This window comes from Solidesulfovibrio sp. C21 (assembly GCF_047785625.1).
Taxonomy (GTDB): Bacteria; Desulfobacterota; Desulfovibrionia; order Desulfovibrionales; family Desulfovibrionaceae; genus Solidesulfovibrio.
The window spans coordinates 1-20466 of the sequence record NZ_JBLODY010000070.1 but is presented as its reverse complement, the minus strand read 5'-3'; the positions used below and the strand labels follow the sequence as shown (position 1 = coordinate 20466).

Here is a 20466-nt window from a genome sequence, read left to right as displayed (position 1 = left end):
GCCCAGCCTGCCCCCCGGCCCGAATCACGCGGTTCCATACATGGAAGCGATCCCTGACGGCATATAAAACACTTGCAAGCCCGGTTCTTTCGCCCCTTTGCCCTTTCAACAGTCGGACAATTCGATAGTCATCCCCTTTGAAAGTTTTTGAAGGGGGTCCAGGGGGAAACTTTTTTCAAAAAGTTTCCCCCTGGCCGCCGGAGGCATCATCGTCTAATACCTCATAAAATCCGGTGAGGCCAACAGCACGGCCGGGCCGGATCTGGCCGCCGCCTGCTTCGCGGCTTCGGACACGGTGGGGCCCAGGGTCACGGCCAGTTCGAAGGCGTCGAGTTTTTTGGGCGTGACGCCAAGGCCGGGGATATGCCCGGCGGCGAGGTCGCCGGCAAAGGTCACGCGGCGCATGATCGCTTCGGGCTTTTGCCAATGGGCGGCGGCCACGGGGTAGCCTTCCGGGCCGTCGGCCGCATAGAGCGGCTGGCCAAGGCCGGCCAGGACCCCGGCCAGGGCCGCGGCGTCGGTGGGTTTGACGCCCACGGCCCGAACGGCCGAGACGACCTGGCGCAGGGGCGACTTGAACCGGTTGCCCCGGTATTTCGGATCGAAAAATTCGGGACTGGTGAAAAGCGTGCGCAGGGTTTCCCGGATATCGCCATCGGTCTTGTCGAAGGTTGCGATCATGCGGGAAACGAGGGCGGCCGGCGGCTCGTCGGCCAGGAAATAGACGGCCAGCTTATGGCAGATATTTTTCGCCGTGGCCGGATGGCTGGCCAGGATACGCAGGGCGGCCACGCCCTCGGACAGGCCGGTGCCCTTGATGGTATGGCCGAGCAGCACCTTGTCGGACGGGTCGTGCAGGTCCACGTCGAAATTGAATCCGCCCGAATCAGACGAGCCCCGGGCCGCGCCAACGCGCCAACCGGTGAGGATGCGGGCCAGGGCCAGAGTGTCGGCCGGCTTTTGCGGGCCACTCGGGCCTAAGGTCTGGTGGGCGATGAGGATGGCGGCGTAAGTCGGGTCGAGGGCTTCCTTGGCCGTTGCGCCGTTTTCGCGGTGGACCACGTTTTTCCAGTTGTCCCGGGCGATGAGCATGGCCGGGTGCGTGGCCGTGGCCATGAGCAGGTCGAGAAACTTGCCCATGGCGTGGGGACGGATGGCCTCGCGCTCGAAGGAGCCGACCCAGAGGTGGGCCAGGCCCTTTTTCGCGCCCAGGCTGAAGTGGTCGCTCCAGAAGGCGACCATGAGTTCGTAGAGCTGCCGCTTGGACAGGATGGCGCGCAGGAGCCGGGCGTCCGCCGCTTCCAGGGCCACCTCGCCGGCCCGGTCGAAGGTGCGGCGCATGGACTCGGGTCCCGGCGTGGCGTCGGACGCGGCCGTGGGACCGTACTCCCGGAACAGATGCACGGTATCCATGGACTCGCTGGGGAGCTTTTTCAGGGCGTTGGCCAGTTCCGGGGGGTCTTCCAATTTTTCGTAGGCAAGCTGGCTGTCGATGAAGGCCGGCACGCCCATGGTCGCGACAGCCTTGAGGAGTCCCGGCGTCGGGCCGTAGGTCAGGCGGTTTACGACCTGGACCGCCTTGTCCTTTGCCGACGCCTCGCCGGCGGTTGCGGCCGCGGCGTCGCCGCAAAACGCCACAACGATCGTCAGCAGGCTGAAAAGGCCCACGGCGATGCGGCAGAAGACAGCCGGGAAGCTGCGTGGCATGGCGGCCATTGCGACACTTTGCGCGGCGTGTGGGGAAATGTCAATTGCGCGAAGACGTTCGGAAAACCGTGCAATCACGACCAATACCTGCTAGGCATGAAACAACCGCAAGGAGGAATCGATGCCGCCAGTCTACATGAAACAGACGGTGATCAAGTACGGCGTGGGCTTCGGCTCGGCCCTGGCCATGGCTGTCTCGTTCACACTCAACAAGTCCATTTTCTGGGCCATCATCCACGGCATCCTGGGCTGGATCTACGTCCTCTACGCCTGGATCTTCAAAACCTACTGACGGGTCAGGACCGTCCCCTGTCCGACAGGCCCCGGCGGTCCACGACGCGGATGGTCTTGCCTTCCTGGCTCCGGGCCAGACTCCCCGGCTCCACCAGGCGCACGGCGATGCCCACGCCAAGCTCCGAGGCCAGCCGGCGCTCGAGCTTGTCCACGAGGGTCTGGTGCTCGGCCACGCGGTCGAAAAGCAGCTCCTCGGTGGGCTCCACCTCGAGCAGCGCCTCGTCGAGGGCCCCGTCGCGGGCAACGACGATGCGGTAGTTGGGGGTCGTGCCCTCGACCTCGAGCAACAACGCCTCCACCCGCGAGGGGAATACGTTGACGCCCCGGATGATGAGCATGTCGTCGCTGCGCCCGACAATGCGGCCGATGCGGCGCATGGTGCGGCCGCAGGGGCACGGCCCGGGGAGGATGCGGGTGATGTCGCCGGTGCGGAAGCGGATCATGGGAAAGGCTTCCTTGGCCAGCGTGGTGATGACCAGCTCCCCTTCCTCGCCGTCGGGGACCGGCTCGCCCGTGGCTGGGTCCACGATCTCGATGAGGAAATGGTCTTCGCTCACGTGCATGCCGGACTGCTCCAGGCATTCGCCGGCCACGCCCGGCCCCATGATCTCGCTTAAGCCGTAATTGTCCGTGGCCGTGAGCTTGAGCCGGTCCTCGATGGCGGCGCGCATGGCCTCGGTCCAGGTCTCGGCCCCGAAAAGCCCGAAGCGCAGGGACAGGGAATTGACGTTGATGTCCATGGCCTCGAGGACTTCGGCCAGATGCAGGGCGTAGCTCGGCGTGGCCACGAAAACCGAGGTGCGGTAATCCTGCATGATGGCCGCCTGGCGGCGCGTGCCGCCGCTACTGGCCGGAATCACGGCCGCGCCCACGGCCTCGGCCCCGTAGTGAAAGCCCATGCCGCCGGTGAAAAGCCCGTAGCCGAGCGCTATCTGGACCACGTCGTCCTGGCCGGCCCCGGCCGCGACCAACACCCGCCCGACCAGCCGGGACCAGGTTCTGACATCGTTTCGGGTATAGCCGGCGACCACGGGCTTGCCCGTCGTGCCGGACGAGGCGTGAAGCCTGACCACCTCGCGCAGGGGCACGGCGAAAAGCCCGTAGGGATAGGCCTCGCGCAGATCGGCCTTGGTGGTAAAGGGCAGATGCTTCACATCGGCCAGATCGGTGAAGGCCTCGGGGTCGATATCGCGCTCGGCGAACCGCTTGCGATAAAGCGGCACGTTGCGCGACACGCGCATCAGCGTCTCCTGGAGCCTCTCCAGTTGCAGCTGGGCCAGATCGGCCCGGTCCATGGTCTCGAACTCGGGCTCGAAACATTCGCGCATGGTCCGCCTCCCTGTTTTACGCACCGCCTATGCGTCCTTTTCCCGCCCCAGATAGGCCCGTCGCACGTCGTGATTGGCCAGAAGCTGCTCGGAGGTGCCGGAAAGAAGCACCCGGCCCGTCTCCAGCACATAGCCCCGGTCGGCCACGGCCAGGGCGCTCTTGGCGTTCTGCTCGACCAAAAGCACGGTGAGCCCCTTGTCGCGGCGCAACTCCCCGACATGGTGGAAAATCTCCTTGCACACCTGCGGGGCCAGCCCCATGCCGGGCTCGTCGAGGAGCAGGCAGCGCGGCCGGGCCATCAGCGCCCGGCCGATGGCCAGCATCTGCTGCTCGCCGCCGGAAAGCGCCGCCGCCTGCTGCCCCCGGCGCTCGGCCAGGACCGGAAACATGTCGTAGATCGCGTCCCGGTCCGCCAGCGCCTCGCGCCGCTTATACCGCGAATAGGCGCCGAGCAGCAGGTTGTCCTCCACGGTCATCGGCCCGAACACCAGCCGCCGCTCCGGCACATGGGACAGGCCCAGGCGCACGATGCGCTCGGGCCGCGCCCCGGCGATCGAACGGCCGTCGAAGAGCACTTCGCCGGCGGAGACACGCAGAAGCCCGGAGATGGCGGAGAGCAGCGTGGTCTTGCCCGCGCCGTTGGCCCCGATAAGCGCCACGATCTCGCCCGGAGCGACATGGAGCGACACCCGGCGCACCGCATGCACCCGACCATAATGGATATCGACGTTTCTAAGCGTCAGCATCAGTCGTCCTCGCCCAGGTAGGCCCTGACCACTTCCGGGTTCGCCTGCACCTGCTCGGGGGTGCCGTCGGCCAGGGGGCGGCCGAAATTGAGCACGGTGACATGGTCGCTTATGCGCATGACGAGGTCCATGTCGTGCTCCACGAGGCCGATGGTGACGCCGAGCCTGTCACGGATGGCCACGATCAGGTCGCCGAGCCGGGTGGTCTCCTTGGAGTTGAGGCCGGCGGCGGGCTCGTCGAGGAGCAGCAGTTTCGGGTCGGCGGCCAGCCCCCGGGCGATCTCCAGCAGGCGCTGTTTGCCGTAGGGCAGGTCGCCGGCCGGGGTGTCGCGTTCGGCGGAAAGCCCCACGAAATCCAGACAGAAAAGGGCGCGTTCGCGGCAGGCGGCCTCGGCCCGGCGAAAGGACCGGGCGCGCAGCAGGCTTGCGGCGAGGCAGTAGCGCGTATGGGCATGGCGGCCGGTCATGACGTTTTCGAGCACGGACATGGAGGTGAAGACTTCCAGGTTCTGGAAGGTGCGCACCACGCCGGCGGCGGCCCGCTTGTGCGGCGGTAGGCCGGCGATGTCGCCGCCGTCCAGAAAGATCCTGCCGCCGTCGATGTGCGTCATGCCCGTGATAACGTTCAGCATGGTGGTCTTGCCCGCGCCGTTGGGGCCGATCAGCGAAGTGACCGAGCCCCGGGCGATGGCGAAATCGGCTTCGGTCAGGGCGTGGATGCCGCCAAAGCGCACGGTGACGCCGGAAACGTCGAGCAGCGCCGTCACCTGGCCGCCCCTCCGCCGACGCGGCGCAGTTTGCGGAAAAGCCGCCCCAGACCACCGGTCAGGCCGTCCGGCACGTACATGATGGTGAGCACCAAAATCGCGCCGTAGACCAGGATGTCGATGTCCTCGAACTCGCGCAGTGCCTCGGGCAGCGCGGTCAGAAACAGCGCGCCGACAACCGAACCCCAGACGTTGGCCATGCCGCCGAGCACCACCATGACCACGAGCTGCACCGAGACGCCGAAGCCGAAGGAGGCCGGGGCGATAAAGCTCAGGTAGTGGGCGTAGAGCACGCCGGCGAGTCCCGCCAATCCGGCCGAGAGCACGAAGACGAAACGCTTGTGGGCGGCGATGTCGATGCCAAGCGACGCGGCGGCCTTTTCGCTGACGTGCAGGGCCCGCAGCGCCCGCCCGGTGCGCGAGCGCATGAGGTTGAGCGAGGCAAGCACCACCAGGGACAGCACCACGGCCACGAGGTTGTAATAGCTGCGGTCGGAGTCGAAATCGAAGCCCAGCAGCGACAGGCGCGGAATGCCGACGTAGCCCGACGGGCCGCCGGTCAGGTCCACGGCCTCGTTGAAGACAATGGCCACGATGATGCCGAACCCGAGCGTGGCCATGGCCAGATAATGGCCCTTGAGCTTCAAAATCGGCTCGGCCATGACCCAGGCCACGACCATGGCCAACCCCACCCCGGCCGCCATGCCCACGGGGATGGGCAGGCCGAAACGCGTGGTGCAGATGGCCGTGACATACGCCCCGATGCCGTAAAAAGCCGCGTGACCGAGCGAAATCTGGCCGGCGTAACCCATGAGCAGATTGAGCCCCACGGCGATGATGGCGCTCAGGCAGCCGAGGATGCAGATGCTCAGGTAATAGTCGTTGGGCAGCAGATACGGCACGGCCAGGAGCAGGGCCAGAAAAAGCCCGGCCTGGACGATGGTGCGGCCAAGCAGCGGACGCTTCATACCCGGTCCACCCCGGCCTTGCCGAAAAGCCCCGACGGTTTGACGAACAACAGCAGCAACAGGATGATGAAGGCGAAGGCGTCCTTGTAGCCCGAAGAGACGTAGCCCGCGCCGAAAGCCTCGAGCACCCCGAGCACGAGTCCCCCGGCGGCCGCGCCAAAGGGACTGCCGAGCCCGCCCAGGATGCAGGCGGCAAAGCCCTTGAGCCCGAGCATCATGCCCACGTCGTAGGCGGTCATGGTGATGGGGGCCAGTATCGCCCCGGCCGCCGCGCCGATCAGCCCGCTTATGCCGAAGGATAAAAGCGCCATCCTGGCCACGGAAATCCCGACCAGGCTGGCCGCCTTTTTCTGACAGGCGCAGGCCAGCATGGCCTTGCCCTGGATGGTGGCGGAGAAATAGAGCTTGAGCGCGGCGAGCAGGGCCAGGGTCACGGCCAGGACCCACAGGCTCTGGGGCTGGATGGCCGCGCCCAGGGCCAAGATCGGCCTGACCCCGGTAAAGGCCGGCAGGGCGACGGTGTCCTTGCCGAAGGCCAGCATGGCCCCGCCGCGAAGCAGGATCGAGACGCCGATGGTGATGATGACGGCGTTTATCGCCGGCGCGCCGGCCAGGGGCCGGATGGTGAGCCGCTCCATGAGCGCGCCGACCACGGCCGTGGCCAGACAGGCGGCCAGCACCGCCACGGGAAGCGGCAGCCCGAGGCCCAAAAAAGCCACCGACAACATGCCCCCGAGCATCACGAACTCGCCCTGGGCGAAGTTGATGATGCCCGTGGTGTTGAAAATCATCGTGAACCCAAGCCCGATCAGGCCGTAAGCAGCCCCCTGGGTGAGTCCCGATACGAGATATTGCGGCGCGCCGGCGAGCATAGCGAATAAGCGAGAGGGGAAACCCTTTTGCAAAGGGTTCTCCCCTCTCGCGCTCTCCCTTTCCTAAACTCTTTAAAAGTGATGGACTGGTTACCCCTGTTTTCCTGAAAAATTCTTTGGAAAGGGGGTCTGGGGGAAGAACCTTTCTGCAAGAAAGGTTTTCCCCCAGCCGCGTCCTTCAAAAGAATCCTTAGTCGCCGACGATGACCCAGTCGCCCTTTTCGATGCGCAGCATGATGAAGGCATCCGGGCCGAGGCCGGCGTGGTCCGTGGGGCTGTAGGTGAAGATGCCGCCGATGCCCGGGAAGTTCTTGGTCTTCTCCAGGGCGTCGCGGATGGCCTGCGGCTTGTCCGAACCGGCCGCCTCGATGGCCTTGACCGCCAGATGCAGCGAATCGTAGCCGTGCCCGCCGAAGGTCGAAACCGGGGCGTGGTACTTCTCCTCATAGGCTTTGGCATAGGCCACCAGCTGCGCCTTCTCGGGATCGGCATCCGGCAGCTTTTCGGCAACGGTGATCTTGCCCGCCGGCAGCAGGATGCCCTCGGCGGCCTCGCCGGCCAGCTCGATGAACTTTTTGCTGGCCACGCCATGGCTCATGTAAAGCGGCGTCTTGATGCCGAGCTGCACCCGGTTTTTCGCCACCACGGCCGGACCGGGGTTGGTGCCCCAGCAGATGATGGCGTCCGGGGACGCGCCCTGGATCTTGGTCAGCTGGGCCGTCATGTCCGTGTCCTTGGGACCGAACACCTCATCGGCCACAAGCTCGAACCCGTCGGCCGGGACCAGTTCCTTGAGCACCTCGCGGCCGGCCTGGCCGAAACCGTCGGACACGGTGAGAATGGCCAGCTTCCTGTATCCCTGCTTCTTGGCGTGGGCCAGGATACGCGCCACGGCCAGCCGGTCGGACGGCGCGACCTTGAAGACATACGGATTGACCGGCTTGGTGATCTTCTCGGCGGCCGAGCAGGAAATAAGCGGCACCTTGGCCGCGGCGGCCTTGCCCATCACGGCCAGGGAGTTGCCCGAGGTGGTGGGGCCCAGGATGGCCGAGACCCGCTCCTTTTTGAGCAACCGGTCCGTGGCCAGAACAGCCTTGTTGACGCCCGTTTCGTCGTCCAGGATCACGACCTCGAGGGGCCGGCCCAACACGCCGCCGGCGGCGTTGATCTTGTCCACTTCCATCTGGATGGTGTTCTTCTCCGGCTCGCCCAGAAACGAGGCCGGGCCGGTGACCGACAGCACCGCCCCGAGGCGTACGGGATCGGCGGCCTGCGCTGGGGAGACGGACAAGGCAAACAGTGCGGCCAGGGCGCAAAAAAGGGCATGCAGTCGCATCAAGGGCTCCTTGTGCAAGACGCCGCCGCGCGAGACGGCAATCCCCGTCGCGCGGCAAACGCCGATGTCGTCGATTCACGTCCCGCCCCTATAGTCGAGAACGGGCCTGAAGGGAACCGCAAACGCCCCCATGACGCCGGCTTTCCCGGGTCGGCTTGCCAACGGCGCAACGCCTGGATTATGCCCGGGTAAGACACAACCATCCCCGCAGCAAGGAGCATGCCCATGTACCCGATCCTGCGCGCCGTCCTGGTCGCCCTGGCGCTTTCGACCCTTGCCGCCGGCCCGGCCCTGGCCCAGGCCAAGGCCCCCGCGCCCCAGGCCGCAGCGGCCCCGGCCAACAGCCCCGCCAAAAAAGACGACCAGAACGGCAAGAAAATCCCCGTGGCCATCGAACACGACGACAGCGACCCCCTCGGCGCACGCCTGGCCTATCGCATCAAGGAAATGCTCGGCCGCTCCTCGCTCATGCAGCCGTCCGGCAAGGACGAAAAGAAAATCGTCATCGCCATCAAAACCAAGGAAGAATTTCCCGGCCGCCCCAACGTGGCCTCCATCTACTCCATCTCCTGGCTGTTCTCCTCCAAGGAAGGCTCGCTCAAATACTTCCTCACCTCCGAAGCCGGCATCGTCGACGCCCCGGGCATGGACCAGACCGTCGAGGAAATCCTCGGCAAGACCGACAAGCTGGCCACCACCTACGGCTACCTGTTCTAGCGGCGACGGCAACGAACATACGGCCTCCCGCCTCCCAACAGCACTCCCATCCCACCATCCCAACCCGGTAAAGGGGGGTCCGGGGGGCATCAAGCCCCCCGGCGGTGAGGTGCAGGAGAGGCAGAGCCTCCCCTGCCCGAGAGACGTCCTGGCGAATACTCCGTTACAGGCCGCTAAAGTTTTTTTCTCTTTCAGCCGATCATTTCTATCATAACGGACAGAACAGACATAACGGCACGCATCACGAAGGAGATTGACGTGATCCAGCCCACACTTTCGACGCTGTTCAGGACGGCTGTACCTTCCTCTTCTTTTACGATGGGCAACCGCGACCCGTCGACGTCTTCCGCCACATCGGGCGACACGGTCACGTTCTCGCAGGAGGCCCTGGCCAAAAGCCGTGAAAGCGTCGAACAAAGCGATACGGCGGACACATCGGATGCAGCCCCCGTCGAAAGTCCTTGGAAGACGCAATACGACCTCAAAGAGGGAACCGTCACTCTGGGCAACGGCCACAAGCAAAAGACCTCCATCAAGGGCTCGAAGATGGAGATCCTGGAATATGACGGCGCCAAGCTCGTGCGCAAGGAAACGGGATCCATCACCGCCGGGACTGTCACCAGGGATATTGAAGAATTTGATAAAAGCGGCAAGTTGAGCAGCCGTGTCCATACCGAGCTCTACGCGCCCGAGGGCGGCGATTCGACCCATACCACATCCACGCTGCAGCGTGACATTCAATGGTTCAAGAATGGAAATATCACCAGGGAACTCCATGACTCCATGGACGTTGACGCTTCCTATTACGCAAATGTAAAATTACATGACGATTCTATCGGCAATGCCGACACGCTGGAAGATCTCGCTGTGAATCTCATGGAAGGCGTCACTGGAAACGTGACGAGTGATCTAATATCAAAAAATTATTCAGCCGATATTATAGAATATAATGACAATGGCAAAATTTTTCGAACGACATCGATATCCCAGACCATGCGGGTGAAAAATGCAACGGACCGAATGAGTTTCGATACCGGTGAGAGTATCAACACGACAGATGAAATTGAAAACAATACGGATTTTTCAGTAAGCCAATCCGTGTACGACAATGACGGAAAGGTGGTAAGCCAGGCATCTTTCAAGGATTCGTATGCAAAAGGGCTTTCCCAATCGCAGCAACTCGACGTCAGCCAATACAACAAGGGCGAACTCGTCCAGCACAGCCATGCCGAGGCCACACAGCAAGCCACGTCCGAACACAGGTTGCCCAAACGACCGGACATCCTCGAAGCGCTTTCCCTGACCGAGCAACAATACAGCGCCACGACGCCGCTCGGAGCGCAGAAGCTGCTGGCCGACGGCAAGGAAAAGCAGATCGAGAATGCCGCCGCGCCTGTGAACGCGACGCTCGGCTACATTGCCAATGGAAACTTCAACGCCGCCCAAAGCACGAGCAGAGGCACTGCAAGCGACGTCCCGCACAGCAGTTCCTGGGAAAACACGCTGTATCAGGACGGCAAGAAGGTACTGCAGCAGCGCGACTCGGAAGTCGTCCGGGAAAATCCTCTGCCGGACTTCACCGGGTTTATGACCGTCACGGGCCTGACCGAGGACCAGGATGCGGTGTATCTGCGCAACACCAGTCATTCTGTGGAGACGTACAAGGATGGCCTCGCGGTGGACCATGCTTCGGTCGACATGGACGAGGCCTCGGTCGATGACAAGCGCGGCCTGACCCACACCGAAACGAACGTGCACTCGTCCACCATCACCGGTGGCAAGCGCAACGAAAACCATATGGCGCTGGCGGATACCCTTATCAATGTGGACAAGAACAGCACCGCGTCCGCGAGAAAGGTCGGAAGCAAGATGCAACTGACGCTCGACGGCCTTCTCTCGGTTTTTCGCGGCCTCGACGACGCGTCCGGCGTAAGCTGAGCAACCGCGCCCGCCCTCCTTTCAGAGCGCCCTCCTGTTCGCCCGCCTCTTTTTAGAGAGCCCTCCTTAGATCGCCCTTTCCCCGCGCGGCACGGCGCGCCATGGTGATTGCGCCGTCACCGTCACCCCCGAAATTCCGGCCTGCCGACTCGACGCCTTCGCCGCGAAGACGCCGCCGTGCCGCCTAGCCCTTGTGCTTCACCCCAAAAATCTTGGGCGGACCGCCCTCGATTTCCTCCGACAGCGCTTGAATGGCCTTTCTCCACAGCCATTCTCGCGTCCAATAACTCACTATACCCATTCAACTTTTTAAAGAATTCCCCCTCCGCGCCCCCTCTTTTCAAAACGGTGTGTTCCGGGGGCAAGGGTCACGCGGGTATGTTGTTTTATTGTAATTTTTCTGTAACATGCAGATATCATAGATCATCACAAGACTTGAAAGAAATTTAACAATCTTATTTCTCATTTGGCGTCAAGCATGCTACCGTTGTAAATATAACGGCCCTATGCGGCGCGAGGCAACGCAACGGATGCATTCCCGTTCATACCGCATGATGCAAAAAGGATAACGACACGATGGCGACGAAAAAAAAGATGTCGGTTTTTACGCTGAGCATGATGACCGTCGCGGCAGTGGTGAGTCTGCGCGGACTGCCGATGATGGCGAAAGAGGGACTCTCCCTGGTCTTTTACATCCTTTTCTCCACCATCATGTTCCTGATCCCGGCATCTCTCGTCGCGGCGGAACTGGGCGGCGCCTTTAGCGACAAGGGCGGCGGCGTCTATACCTGGATCAAGGAAGCGTTCGGTTCTCGCTGGGGGTTCACGGCCATCTGGCTCCAATGGATCCAGAACGTGGTCTGGTATCCCACGGTGCTCGGTTTTGCGGCCAGCTGTCTGGCCTACCTCTTTATGCAGCCCGCCATGGCCCAAAACGGCGTCTACACCGGCATCGTGATCCTGGTGTGCTACTGGATGGCCACCTTCCTGACCCTGGCCGGAACGGGCGTGGCCAGTTCGGTCACCAAGTACGGCGTGCTGCTCGGCACCGTGTTGCCCGGGGTGGTGGTCATCATCCTGGGGCTGTTGTGGATCGACCAGGGCAACCCCATCGCCTTCCTGAACGCCGGGCAGGTCGCGGACGTCGCAAGCAAGCTGGGCCACCCCCACGCCAGGCTTTTCCCCCACATCACCGGCCTTGGCAGCGTGGCCTTCCTGGCCGGCATCATCCTCCTTTTCGCCGGTGTGGAGGTCCACGCCGTGCACGCCAACGAAATGGAGAACCCGTCCCGCCAGTTTCCGGAAAGCATGTTTTTGTCCGCGGCCGTGATCTTCCTGCTGTTCATGCTCGGTTCCCTGGCCGTGGCCGCCGTGGTTCCGGCCTCGGAGATCAGCCTCACAGCCGGGCTCATGCAGGCCTTCAAGCAGCTGTTCGACAAATTCGACATCGGCTTTTTGACGCCGGTCATGGGGCTGCTTGCGGCCTTCGGCGCCATCGGCGGCGTCATGTCCTGGATCGGCGGGCCGAGCCGGGGCCTGCTCGAGACGGCCAAGCAGGGCGAGATTCCGCCCTTTATGGCCAAGGTCAACAAGAACGGCGTGCAGATCAACATCCTGCTCATCCAGGGCGTGATCGTCAGCCTGCTCGCCGCCCTCTACTTCATCATGGACAACGTGAGCGTGGCCTTTTTCGTGCTTTCGGCCATGACCGTCACCCTCTATCTCGTGATGTACATCCTCATGTACGCCGCCGCCATCCGGTTGCGTCTGACTCGTCCCGACCTGCCGCGTTCCTACAAGGTTCCCGGCGGCATCGTCGGCATGTGCCTGGTCGCGGGCATCGGCCTTATCGGCGTGACGTTCTCCCTGGTGGTCGGCTTTTTCCCGCCGACGAACCTTCCCGTGGGCAATCCCGCCCTGTACGTGGGCCTCGTGGCGGCCGGCCTGGTGGTCTTCGTCGGCCTGCCGCTGGTCATCAACGCCTGCAAGAAACCCGGCTGGCGCCAGGTCGGCAAATAGGCCGCCGGCGAAACCGTAACGAAGGAGGCGCTTTTATGCCCTTGCATCAGAAGGACACGGTCCGCGACGATCTCCTGGACGATGTGTATGCGTCGAGCGACCTTTCGGTGCGCATGCCCAAGTACCGCTTTCCCAAAAAAGAAATCGAGGCCAGACACGCCTATCAGGTCGTGCACGACGAACTGATGCTCGACGGCAATTCCCGCCAGAATCTGGCCACCTTCTGCCAGACCTGGGCCGATCCCGAGATTCACCGGCTGATGGACGAATGCCTCGACAAGAACATGATCGACAAGGACGAGTACCCCCAGACCGCCGAGCTGGAAGCGCGCTGCGTGCACATGCTGGCCGACCTGTGGCACTCGCCCGAGGCCGCCAACACCATGGGCTGCTCCACCACCGGCTCGAGCGAGGCGGCCATGCTCGGCGGGCTGGCCATGAAATGGCGCTGGCGGGCCGCCCGCAAGGCCGCCGGCAAGCCGACCGACAAACCCAACATGATCTGCGGCCCGGTCCAGGTCTGCTGGCACAAGTTCGCCCGCTACTGGGACGTCGAACTGCGCGAAATCCCCATGGAACACGACCGGCTCATCATGAGCCCCGAGGAAGTCATCAAACGCTGCGACGAAAACACCATCGGCGTGGTGCCGACGCTCGGCGTGACCTTCACCTGCCAGTACGAGCCCGTCGAAGCGGTATGCAAGGCCCTGGACAAGTACCAGGCCGACACCGACTGCGACATCCCGGTGCATGTGGACGGCGCCAGCGGCGGCTTTCTGGCCCCGTTTCGCGATCCCGACCTGCTGTGGGATTTCCGGCTGCCCCGGGTCAAGTCCATCAACGCCTCGGGCCACAAGTTCGGCCTGTCGCCGCTCGGCGTCGGCTGGGTGGTGTGGCGCGACGCCAAGGAACTGCCCGAGGACCTGATCTTCCAGGTCAATTACCTCGGCGGCAACATGCCGACCTTCGCGCTCAACTTCTCGCGCCCCGGCGGCCAGATCATCGCCCAATACTACAATTTCCTGCGCCTTGGCCGCGAAGGCTACCACAAGATCCAGTCGGCCTGCTACGACACGGCCGCCTACCTGGGCGACGCGCTTCGGGAAGTCCCGGACTTCGAGGTCATCTACGACGGCCGGGGCGGCATTCCGGCCGTGAGTTGGAGCCTTGTCGAAGGGAAGAAGCACAACTTCAACCTCTACGACCTGTCCGACCGGCTGCGTTCCCGGGGCTGGCAGGTGCCGGCCTATTCCATGCCGCCAAACCGCCAGGACCTCGTGGTCATGCGCGCCTTGGTCCGCCATGGCTTCAGCCGCGACCTGGCCGACCTGCTGGTCGAGGACCTCAAACGCTGCCTGGCCTACTTCGCCCAAAACCCCGTGACCCAATCCCTGACCGCGGAAACGGCCTCGGGGTTCAGCCATACCTAAACCCGCGCACCGTCGCGGACCGGCCCCGGAGCGTTTGCCAGCCCGGGGCCGGTCTCCGTCGCGCGTTCTCGAAGTCCGTGGCCGCATGTCGTAAGGGAACATGCCAATACCATTGAGGTCTGTCTTAAGAAATACTGGCGAGGCTTTTGCGGAAAACCCGCGCGCGCGAGCGCCGGCTTGCGCGCGAAAGGCCGGCCGGGAGATCCTTCGGGGAGCCCAAGGGGCGCAAGCCCCACCCAGGCCACGGAGGCTCTCAGCCGCCGCCTTTTCACAAGTGCCGCAGCCGTATTTTTTAAGGGCGCAACACGTAGGAACTCCGCCATGCCCCGATTTCGGTCCGCCGCTCTTGTTCTTGTCGCCGCCTGCCTTCTCGCCGCCACCGCCTCGGCCGCAACCTCCGTTTCCATGTACGGCGATTTCCGCGTGCAGGGCACGTTCTTCAGCAACCAGAACTACACCGGCTGGAACGCCGACGGCACCCAGACCGCGGACACCCTGAATTTCTGGCAGCGCATGCGCCTGCATGTCGATCTTGCCGCCAACGAAAATCTGGCCTTTCGCCTGGGGCTTCGCGTCAACAACCAGACCTGGGGCCACGGCACCCTGACGGCGGCCAATCCGACGACCGCCATCGAGTCCTACCAGTGCTACCTCCAGTTCACCCTGCCTGATACGGCCATCAAGGTGACGGCCGGCTACCAGCCCCTGTCCCTGCCCCATACCTCGGTCTTCTACGACTCCGTGGTCCTGGGCACGGACTCGGGCAACAGCGACGCGGCCGCCCTGGTCGTCAGCGCCCCGCTGCTCGAGGACCGGCTCGGCGTCACGGCCGGCTACGCCCGGCTGGTGGACACCAACCGGACCTACGACACCACCACCACGCAAGTCGGCGACGAGCTGGATCTCACCTTCATCACGCTGCCGGTGTCGATTTCGGGCACGCACGTCACGCCCTGGGGCGCGGTGGCCATCCTCGGCCGCGCCGCCGACCTGCCGGACTCCATGAGCAACTCCCTGCGCGCCGCCGGGTCCTTCGTGACCCCGACGGGCTTTGCCGACAACCAGAGCGCCGCCTTCTGGACCGGCTTCACCCTGACCGCCGAGCTGCCGATGCCGCTCAAGCTCTATGCCGACGCGGTCTACGGCGACGCCTTCGCCGCCGACCGGGAACGCTGCCGCCGGCGCGGCTGGTTCGCGGACGCGGCCCTGGAATACACCGGCTTCGCCATGGTCGCGCCCCAGCTCCTCGGCTGGTACGGCAGCGGCGAGGATTCCGGGCTGTCCAACGGCTCGGAACGGCTGCCCGCCATCAACACGGAATGGGGGCCCGCCGGCTCGTTTCTGTTCAACGCCGACCAATATCTGACCCAGGCGGCCATGAACACCACGCCCCAGGGCAGCATGGGATTGGTGCTTAATTTCAGCAAAATCAGCATCGTGCCGCGCCTGACCTCCCTGGTCGCCTTTTCCTATGCCACGGGCACCAGCTCGCCGGCGGGCCTGCGCAAGGCCGTGGCCGTCACGGGGGGCCCCGGTTCCTATGTCACCATGGGGCAGGACCTGGCCCAGGGCGAAAACCTCTACTCCGTGGCCTGCGAGCATGTGTACGCCCTGACCGACGCCGTGAACCTGATCGGCGAGCTGGGCTGGGCCCATCCCGAAGGGCTCCACTCGAGCATCTGGGGACATCGCATGGTGAATCAGGCCGGCGACGCCTGGCAGGCGGCGCTTGGCATCATCTATACCTTTTAACGCCTGGCGCGGTCGGTCGTTTCACGATGCGCCGCAACGGCCGGATGCTGTGCCGGCCCAAGGAGTGCCCGCATGAGATACCGGATGTCGCCTCTGCTGGTCCTCGCCGTAATACTCGGCGGCCTGTCCGGCGCCGTGGCCCTGGCGGCGTGTCCGATCAGCGCGCCGCAGCTCACCACCAACCCCGATTTCGACGTCATCGTCACCCGCCGGACGCCGCTTTTGTCGTTTAAAAACGCCACGGGCGGCCAGGGCAAGCGCGTCTACGAAATCCAGCTCGCCCGGGACAAGGCCTTTGCCGAAGACCGCCTCGACTACACGCTGCCGGAAAACCCCGAAGGCGTCAGCGCCCTGGCCATTCCCGACCAAAAGCCCCTGGCGGATGGGACCCGCTGGTACTGGCGCGTGCGGGCCACGGACGAGGCGGGCGCGCACGGGCCGTGGGCCGTCAGCCGCTTTTCAGTGGATACGGCCAGCGACAAGGCGTTCATGAACCTGACCCGGGCCGTGCCCGTAAGCGTGAAGGTCTCAAGCGGCTCGGACCCCAAGAATCTCCTCGACTATACCGACCAGGGCCTCTCCACCCAGTGGCGGGCCGCGCCTCCGGGTCCGGACACGGCCTGGGTGGAACTGGATCTGGGGCGGGAGCGCAGCATAAGCCGCATCTGGATGCTGGCCGATTCCGGCAACCGGGACGGCTGGCCGGTGGCCTTCCGCTGGCTGGCCAGCCCCGACGGCGTCACCTGGAAGGAGGCCGTCAAGGTCACCGACGGCGACACCTACCGCTTCATTCTCGATTTTGCCGGGGTCTCGGCCCGGTTCTGGCGGCTGGAGATCAGCGGCTGGACCGGCTATGCCCCGGGCATAAACGAACTGCTGCTGTATTCCCCGGGTCTTCCCCCGGTGCCGAGCCCGCCGGCCGGGCCGTATGTCCTTGTCATCGGCAACCAGCACAACGGCGCGGCGTTTACGGAGCTGGCCGCGCGCGTCCATGAGATGGTCCCGGAGCTCTCGACCGTGACCGTGCCGTATTACGAGGCGAGCATGGCCATGTACGAGGCGCTTGCGAAAAAGCCCGTGGCCATCCTGCTCAGCGGCAACAATGCCGATTACAACGACCTGCCCATGTTCGAATACAACGGCGAATTCGAGATCATTCGCGCCGCGCCGGTCCCCATCCTCGGCATCTGCGCCGGACACCAGATGCTTTCCTTCGCCTCCGGCTACACGCGCGTGCGCTCCATGGGCCGCTCCGATATCTCCGCCATGGAAAAGCCGGCCCGGTACGCGGAGATTCGCACGCTCGTCGACGATCCGCTTTTTAGGGGCCTGCCCCAGCCCTTCACCGCGCCGGAAGTGCATGGCTGGGCCGTGTACGACCCGCCGCAGGGATTTACCGTCGTGGCCAAGTCCACGTATATTCAGGCCGTGCGCAGCCAGGACGGACGCCTGCACGGAACGCAGTTCCATCCGGAAATCAAGGTTTCCTACAACCAGGCGGAAAATGTGCTGCGGCGCTTCCTGCGGGACGCCCTGGCGCAATCAACGCCACGATAAAAGAGATGCATTCCCTTGCCCTCTGTGACGCTCCCCACACCGTGAAACGTTTTGGGGAGGGGAGAGCGCGAGAGGGGGACCCTTTTTTCAAAAAGGGTCCCCCTCTCGCATCCTCTTTCACTCTCCTCCGCCTTCTCCCTCCCCCACCACGTTGACAAGGGGCTGGAATTGGGCCAGTGACGGGTCGATTTGTGGTAAAGGACCTTTCGAGAAACGGAAGACGGTGCGAATCCGTCGCAGACGCGCTGCTGTGATCGGGGTTTGGCGGCGGTTATCCACTAGGTCGGGCGTAAGCCGGCCTGGGAAGGATGCCGCCAGATGCTGACGGTCCCCTCCGGGACCGCCCCGTAAGCCAGAAGACGCCTCGAATCGGTCGGTATCCAGGCCTCGCGACATGGGCCGGAGTGACCGTATATGCCGGACGCGCCCGCGTTTCCGGACCGTCACCCGTGCCCCGTTCCCCGCATCCGCCGGGGGCGGGTTTTTTTTGTTGCGTGCCGTTTGGGGCCCTGCCGGCCGACGTCAACCGCCCGCGAACCACGCGGGCCAACAAGGAGCACGTTGCATGGTGACGCATTCGCTGGGATTTCCCCGCATGGGGCGCAACCGGGAACTCAAGGCCGCCCTCGAAGCATACTGGGCCGGCAGGATCGACGCCGCCGCCCTTGAGGCGCAGGCCGCCGCCTTGCGGCTCTCGCACTGGAAGCTTGCGGGCGAGGCCGGCCTCGATTTGGTGCCGGTCGGCGACTTCTCCCTCTACGACCACATGCTCGACATGGCCTGCCTGCTTGGTGCGGTGCCGGAGCGCTTCGGCCATGCCGGCGGGGAGGCGCCCCTCGACACCTTTTTCGCCATGGCCCGGGGCGTCCAGGACAAAACGCGCGACGTGGCGGCCATGGAGATGACCAAGTGGTTCGACACCAACTACCACTACATCGTGCCGGAGTTCACGCCGGGACAGCGCCTTGCCGTGGTGGGGTCGAAGATCTTCGACGAGGCGCGCCAGGCCGCCACAGCCGGATTCACGGCCAAGGCCGTGCTGCCCGGGCCGTTCACCTTCCTTACGCTCGGCAAGAGCGTTTCTCCCGACTTCGACCGCTTTTCGCTGCTCCCGGACCTGCTCGAGGCCTACCGGGACATCCTCGGCCGTCTGGGCGCGCTGTGCCCCTGGATCGAACTCGACGAGCCCATCCTGGCCCAGGACCTGCCCGAAGCCCTGGCCGGCCCGTTCCGTGAGGCCTACCGTGATCTCGCCAAGGCCGCCGGTCCGGCGAAGGTGATGCTCGCCACCTATTTCGGCGGCATCGCCCACAACCTGTCCTGGGTGGAGGGGCTGCCCCTTGGCGCGCTCCATATCGACTGCGTGCGCGACCCCACACAGATCGCCTTGGTGGCCAAGGCGCTGTCCCCGGAAACCGCCTTGTCGCTGGGGCTCGTGGACGGGCGCAACATCTGGCGCGTGGACGCGGCCGCCGCCCTGGCCCGCATCGAACTCGCGGCGGACCACGTCGGGGCGGCGCGCCTCATGCTCGCGCCGTCGTGTTCGCTGCTGCATTGCCCGGTGGACCTCGAGGCGGAAACCGCCCTCGACCCGACCATCCGCAATTGGATGGCCTTTGCCGTACAGAAATGCCGCGAGGTGCGCCTGCTGGCCGATGCCGCCGCGCCCGGCGGGCCTGAGCGTCCGGAGGTGGCCGCCGCCCTGGCCGACAACCGGGCCGCCTGGGAGAGCCGGCGGGAAAGCGGGGTCGCGACCGATGCGGTTGTGCGCCATCGGGTGGATGCCGTGACCGTGGACATGTTCCACCGGCCGGCCCCCTATAAGGAACGCGCCAAGACCCAGACGGCCGCCCTCTCCCTGCCGCCCATCCCCACCACCACCATCGGCTCCTTTCCCCAGACGCCGGCGATCCGGCAGGCCCGGCGGCGCGCCAAGACCGGCGAGATGGACGCCGCCGCCTACGAAGCCTTCCTCAAGGAGACCATCGCCGACGTGGTGGCCCGGCAGGAGACGCTCGGCCTCGACGTGCTGGTGCACGGCGAACCCGAACGAAACGACATGGTGGAGTATTTCGGCGAGCGGCTCGCCGGCTTCTGCTTCACGAAAAACGGCTGGGTGCAAAGCTACGGCGCGCGCTGCGTCAAGCCGCCGGTCATCTACGGCGACGTGTCGCGCCCCGGCCCCATGACCGTGGACTGGTCGACCTATGCCGCGTCCCTGACCAAGAAGCCCATGAAGGGCATGCTCACCGGCCCGGCGACCATCCTGTGCTGGAGCTTCGTGCGCGACGACCAGCCCCGCGAGACCACGCGCCGGCAGATCGCCCTGGCCATGCGCGACGAGGTGGCGGACCTGGAGCGCGCCGGGTTGCGCGTCATCCAGATCGACGAGCCGGCCCTGCGCGAGGGGCTGCCGCTGCGGCGCAAGGACTGGGAGATGGCCCTGGCCCTGGCCGTGGACGATTTCCGGCTGACCGCCGCCGTGGCCAAACCGGAAACGCAGATCCACACCCACATGTGCTACGCGGAATTCAATGACATCGTGCCGTCCATCGCGGCCATGGACGCCGACGTCATCAGCATTGAGGCCAGCCGCAGCCGCATGGAACTCCTCACCGCCTTTGCGGACTTCCAATACCCCAACGAAATAGGTCCCGGGCTCTACGACATCCACAGCCCGCGTGTGCCGTCGGTCGCCGAGATGGAAGCGCTGCTCGAACGCGCGGCCGAGGTCATCCCGCCCGAACGGCTGTGGGCCAACCCCGATTGCGGGCTCAAGACCCGGGCCTGGCCGGAAGCCACCGCCGCCCTGGCCAATATGGTGGAAGCGGCCCGCCGCGTCCGCGCGGTATTATTCAATAATAAGAGGTAAGGAGCCTCCGGCGGCCAGGGGGAAACTTTTTGAAAAAAGTTTCCCCCTGGACCCCCTTCAAAAACTTTTCAAGGGTTATCAATCGATTATCGACGAGAGTTTGGCTCGAAACGAGCTGTCTCGCCCCCCTTTGAAAGTTTTTGGGGAGGGTGGGGGTCCGGG

General features: G+C 64.6%; 15 protein-coding genes and 1 riboswitch. Of the genes, 8 read left to right on the top strand and 7 right to left on the bottom strand.

Going from position 1 to position 20466, the window contains the following annotated elements; translation table 11 throughout:
* Positions 1-213: 213 nt before the first annotated feature.
* Positions 214-1707, bottom strand: coding sequence for a DUF1800 domain-containing protein (locus ACMZ6R_RS16585; protein ID WP_416113485.1), 1494 nt, complete (start codon positions 1705-1707; stop codon positions 214-216).
* A 121-nt stretch (positions 1708-1828) separates the two neighbouring features.
* Between ACMZ6R_RS16585 and ACMZ6R_RS16580 the strand changes: the two genes are divergently transcribed.
* Positions 1829-1999: a hypothetical protein gene (locus ACMZ6R_RS16580; protein WP_005995726.1), complete on the top strand. Its 171-nt coding sequence runs from the start codon at positions 1829-1831 to the stop codon at positions 1997-1999.
* 4 nt (positions 2000-2003) lie between these two features.
* On the opposite strand, the gene ACMZ6R_RS16575 is transcribed toward ACMZ6R_RS16580, so the two are convergent.
* The 6 genes from ACMZ6R_RS16575 to ACMZ6R_RS16550 form a co-directional block, all read right to left on the bottom strand.
* Positions 2004-3329 carry a phenylacetate--CoA ligase family protein gene (locus tag ACMZ6R_RS16575; protein ID WP_416113483.1) on the bottom strand — a complete coding sequence of 442 codons (1326 nt, stop codon included), beginning with the start codon at positions 3327-3329 and terminating at the stop codon, positions 2004-2006.
* 27 nt (positions 3330-3356) lie between these two features.
* On the bottom strand, positions 3357-4076 hold the full coding sequence (locus ACMZ6R_RS16570; RefSeq protein ID WP_416113481.1) for an ABC transporter ATP-binding protein: 720 nt from the start codon (positions 4074-4076) through the stop codon (positions 3357-3359).
* Positions 4076-4843, bottom strand: coding sequence for an ABC transporter ATP-binding protein (locus tag ACMZ6R_RS16565; RefSeq protein ID WP_416113479.1), 768 nt, complete (start codon positions 4841-4843; stop codon positions 4076-4078). Before ACMZ6R_RS16565 ends, ACMZ6R_RS16570 begins: the two co-directional genes overlap by 1 nt.
* The gene (locus ACMZ6R_RS16560; protein WP_416113477.1) at positions 4840-5811 is read right to left on the bottom strand and encodes a branched-chain amino acid ABC transporter permease; all 972 of its coding nucleotides are present in this window, start codon (positions 5809-5811) and stop codon (positions 4840-4842) included. The genes ACMZ6R_RS16565 and ACMZ6R_RS16560 overlap by 4 nt, the downstream gene beginning before the upstream one ends.
* Entirely contained in the window at positions 5808-6683 is an 876-nt protein-coding gene (locus ACMZ6R_RS16555; protein ID WP_416113487.1) for a branched-chain amino acid ABC transporter permease, read from the bottom strand. The genes ACMZ6R_RS16560 and ACMZ6R_RS16555 overlap by 4 nt, the downstream gene beginning before the upstream one ends.
* Positions 6684-6873: 190 nt before the next feature.
* Positions 6874-8019 carry an ABC transporter substrate-binding protein gene (locus ACMZ6R_RS16550; RefSeq protein WP_416113475.1) on the bottom strand — a complete coding sequence of 382 codons (1146 nt, stop codon included), beginning with the start codon at positions 8017-8019 and terminating at the stop codon, positions 6874-6876.
* 225 nt (positions 8020-8244) lie between these two features.
* Between ACMZ6R_RS16550 and ACMZ6R_RS16545 the strand changes: the two genes are divergently transcribed.
* The 7 genes from ACMZ6R_RS16545 to metE all read left to right on the top strand — a co-directional run bounded on the left by ACMZ6R_RS16545 (position 8245) and on the right by metE (position 20304).
* Positions 8245-8736 (top strand): hypothetical protein, encoded by a 492-nt coding sequence (locus ACMZ6R_RS16545; RefSeq protein ID WP_416113473.1) that lies wholly within the window; start codon positions 8245-8247, stop codon positions 8734-8736.
* 258 nt (positions 8737-8994) lie between these two features.
* Positions 8995-10674, top strand: coding sequence for a hypothetical protein (locus tag ACMZ6R_RS16540; RefSeq protein WP_416113471.1), 1680 nt, complete (start codon positions 8995-8997; stop codon positions 10672-10674).
* Positions 10675-11250: 576 nt separating this feature from the next.
* A complete protein-coding gene (locus tag ACMZ6R_RS16535; protein WP_416113469.1) occupies positions 11251-12693 on the top strand; it encodes an amino acid permease in 1443 nt (480 codons plus the stop codon).
* A gap of 35 nt (positions 12694-12728) precedes the next feature.
* Entirely contained in the window at positions 12729-14123 is a 1395-nt protein-coding gene (locus tag ACMZ6R_RS16530; protein ID WP_416113467.1) for a glutamate decarboxylase, read from the top strand.
* Positions 14124-14444: 321 nt separating this feature from the next.
* Positions 14445-15875 carry an outer membrane homotrimeric porin gene (locus tag ACMZ6R_RS16525; RefSeq protein WP_416113465.1) on the top strand — a complete coding sequence of 477 codons (1431 nt, stop codon included), beginning with the start codon at positions 14445-14447 and terminating at the stop codon, positions 15873-15875.
* 72 nt (positions 15876-15947) lie between these two features.
* A complete protein-coding gene (locus ACMZ6R_RS16520) occupies positions 15948-17432 on the top strand; it encodes a glutamine amidotransferase-related protein (protein ID WP_416113463.1) in 1485 nt (494 codons plus the stop codon).
* 175 nt (positions 17433-17607) lie between these two features.
* Positions 17608-17814, top strand: a riboswitch (cobalamin riboswitch).
* 183 nt (positions 17815-17997) lie between these two features.
* Positions 17998-20304: a 5-methyltetrahydropteroyltriglutamate--homocysteine S-methyltransferase gene (gene metE / locus ACMZ6R_RS16515; protein ID WP_416113461.1), complete on the top strand. Its 2307-nt coding sequence runs from the start codon at positions 17998-18000 to the stop codon at positions 20302-20304.
* Positions 20305-20466: the final 162 nt, after the last annotated feature.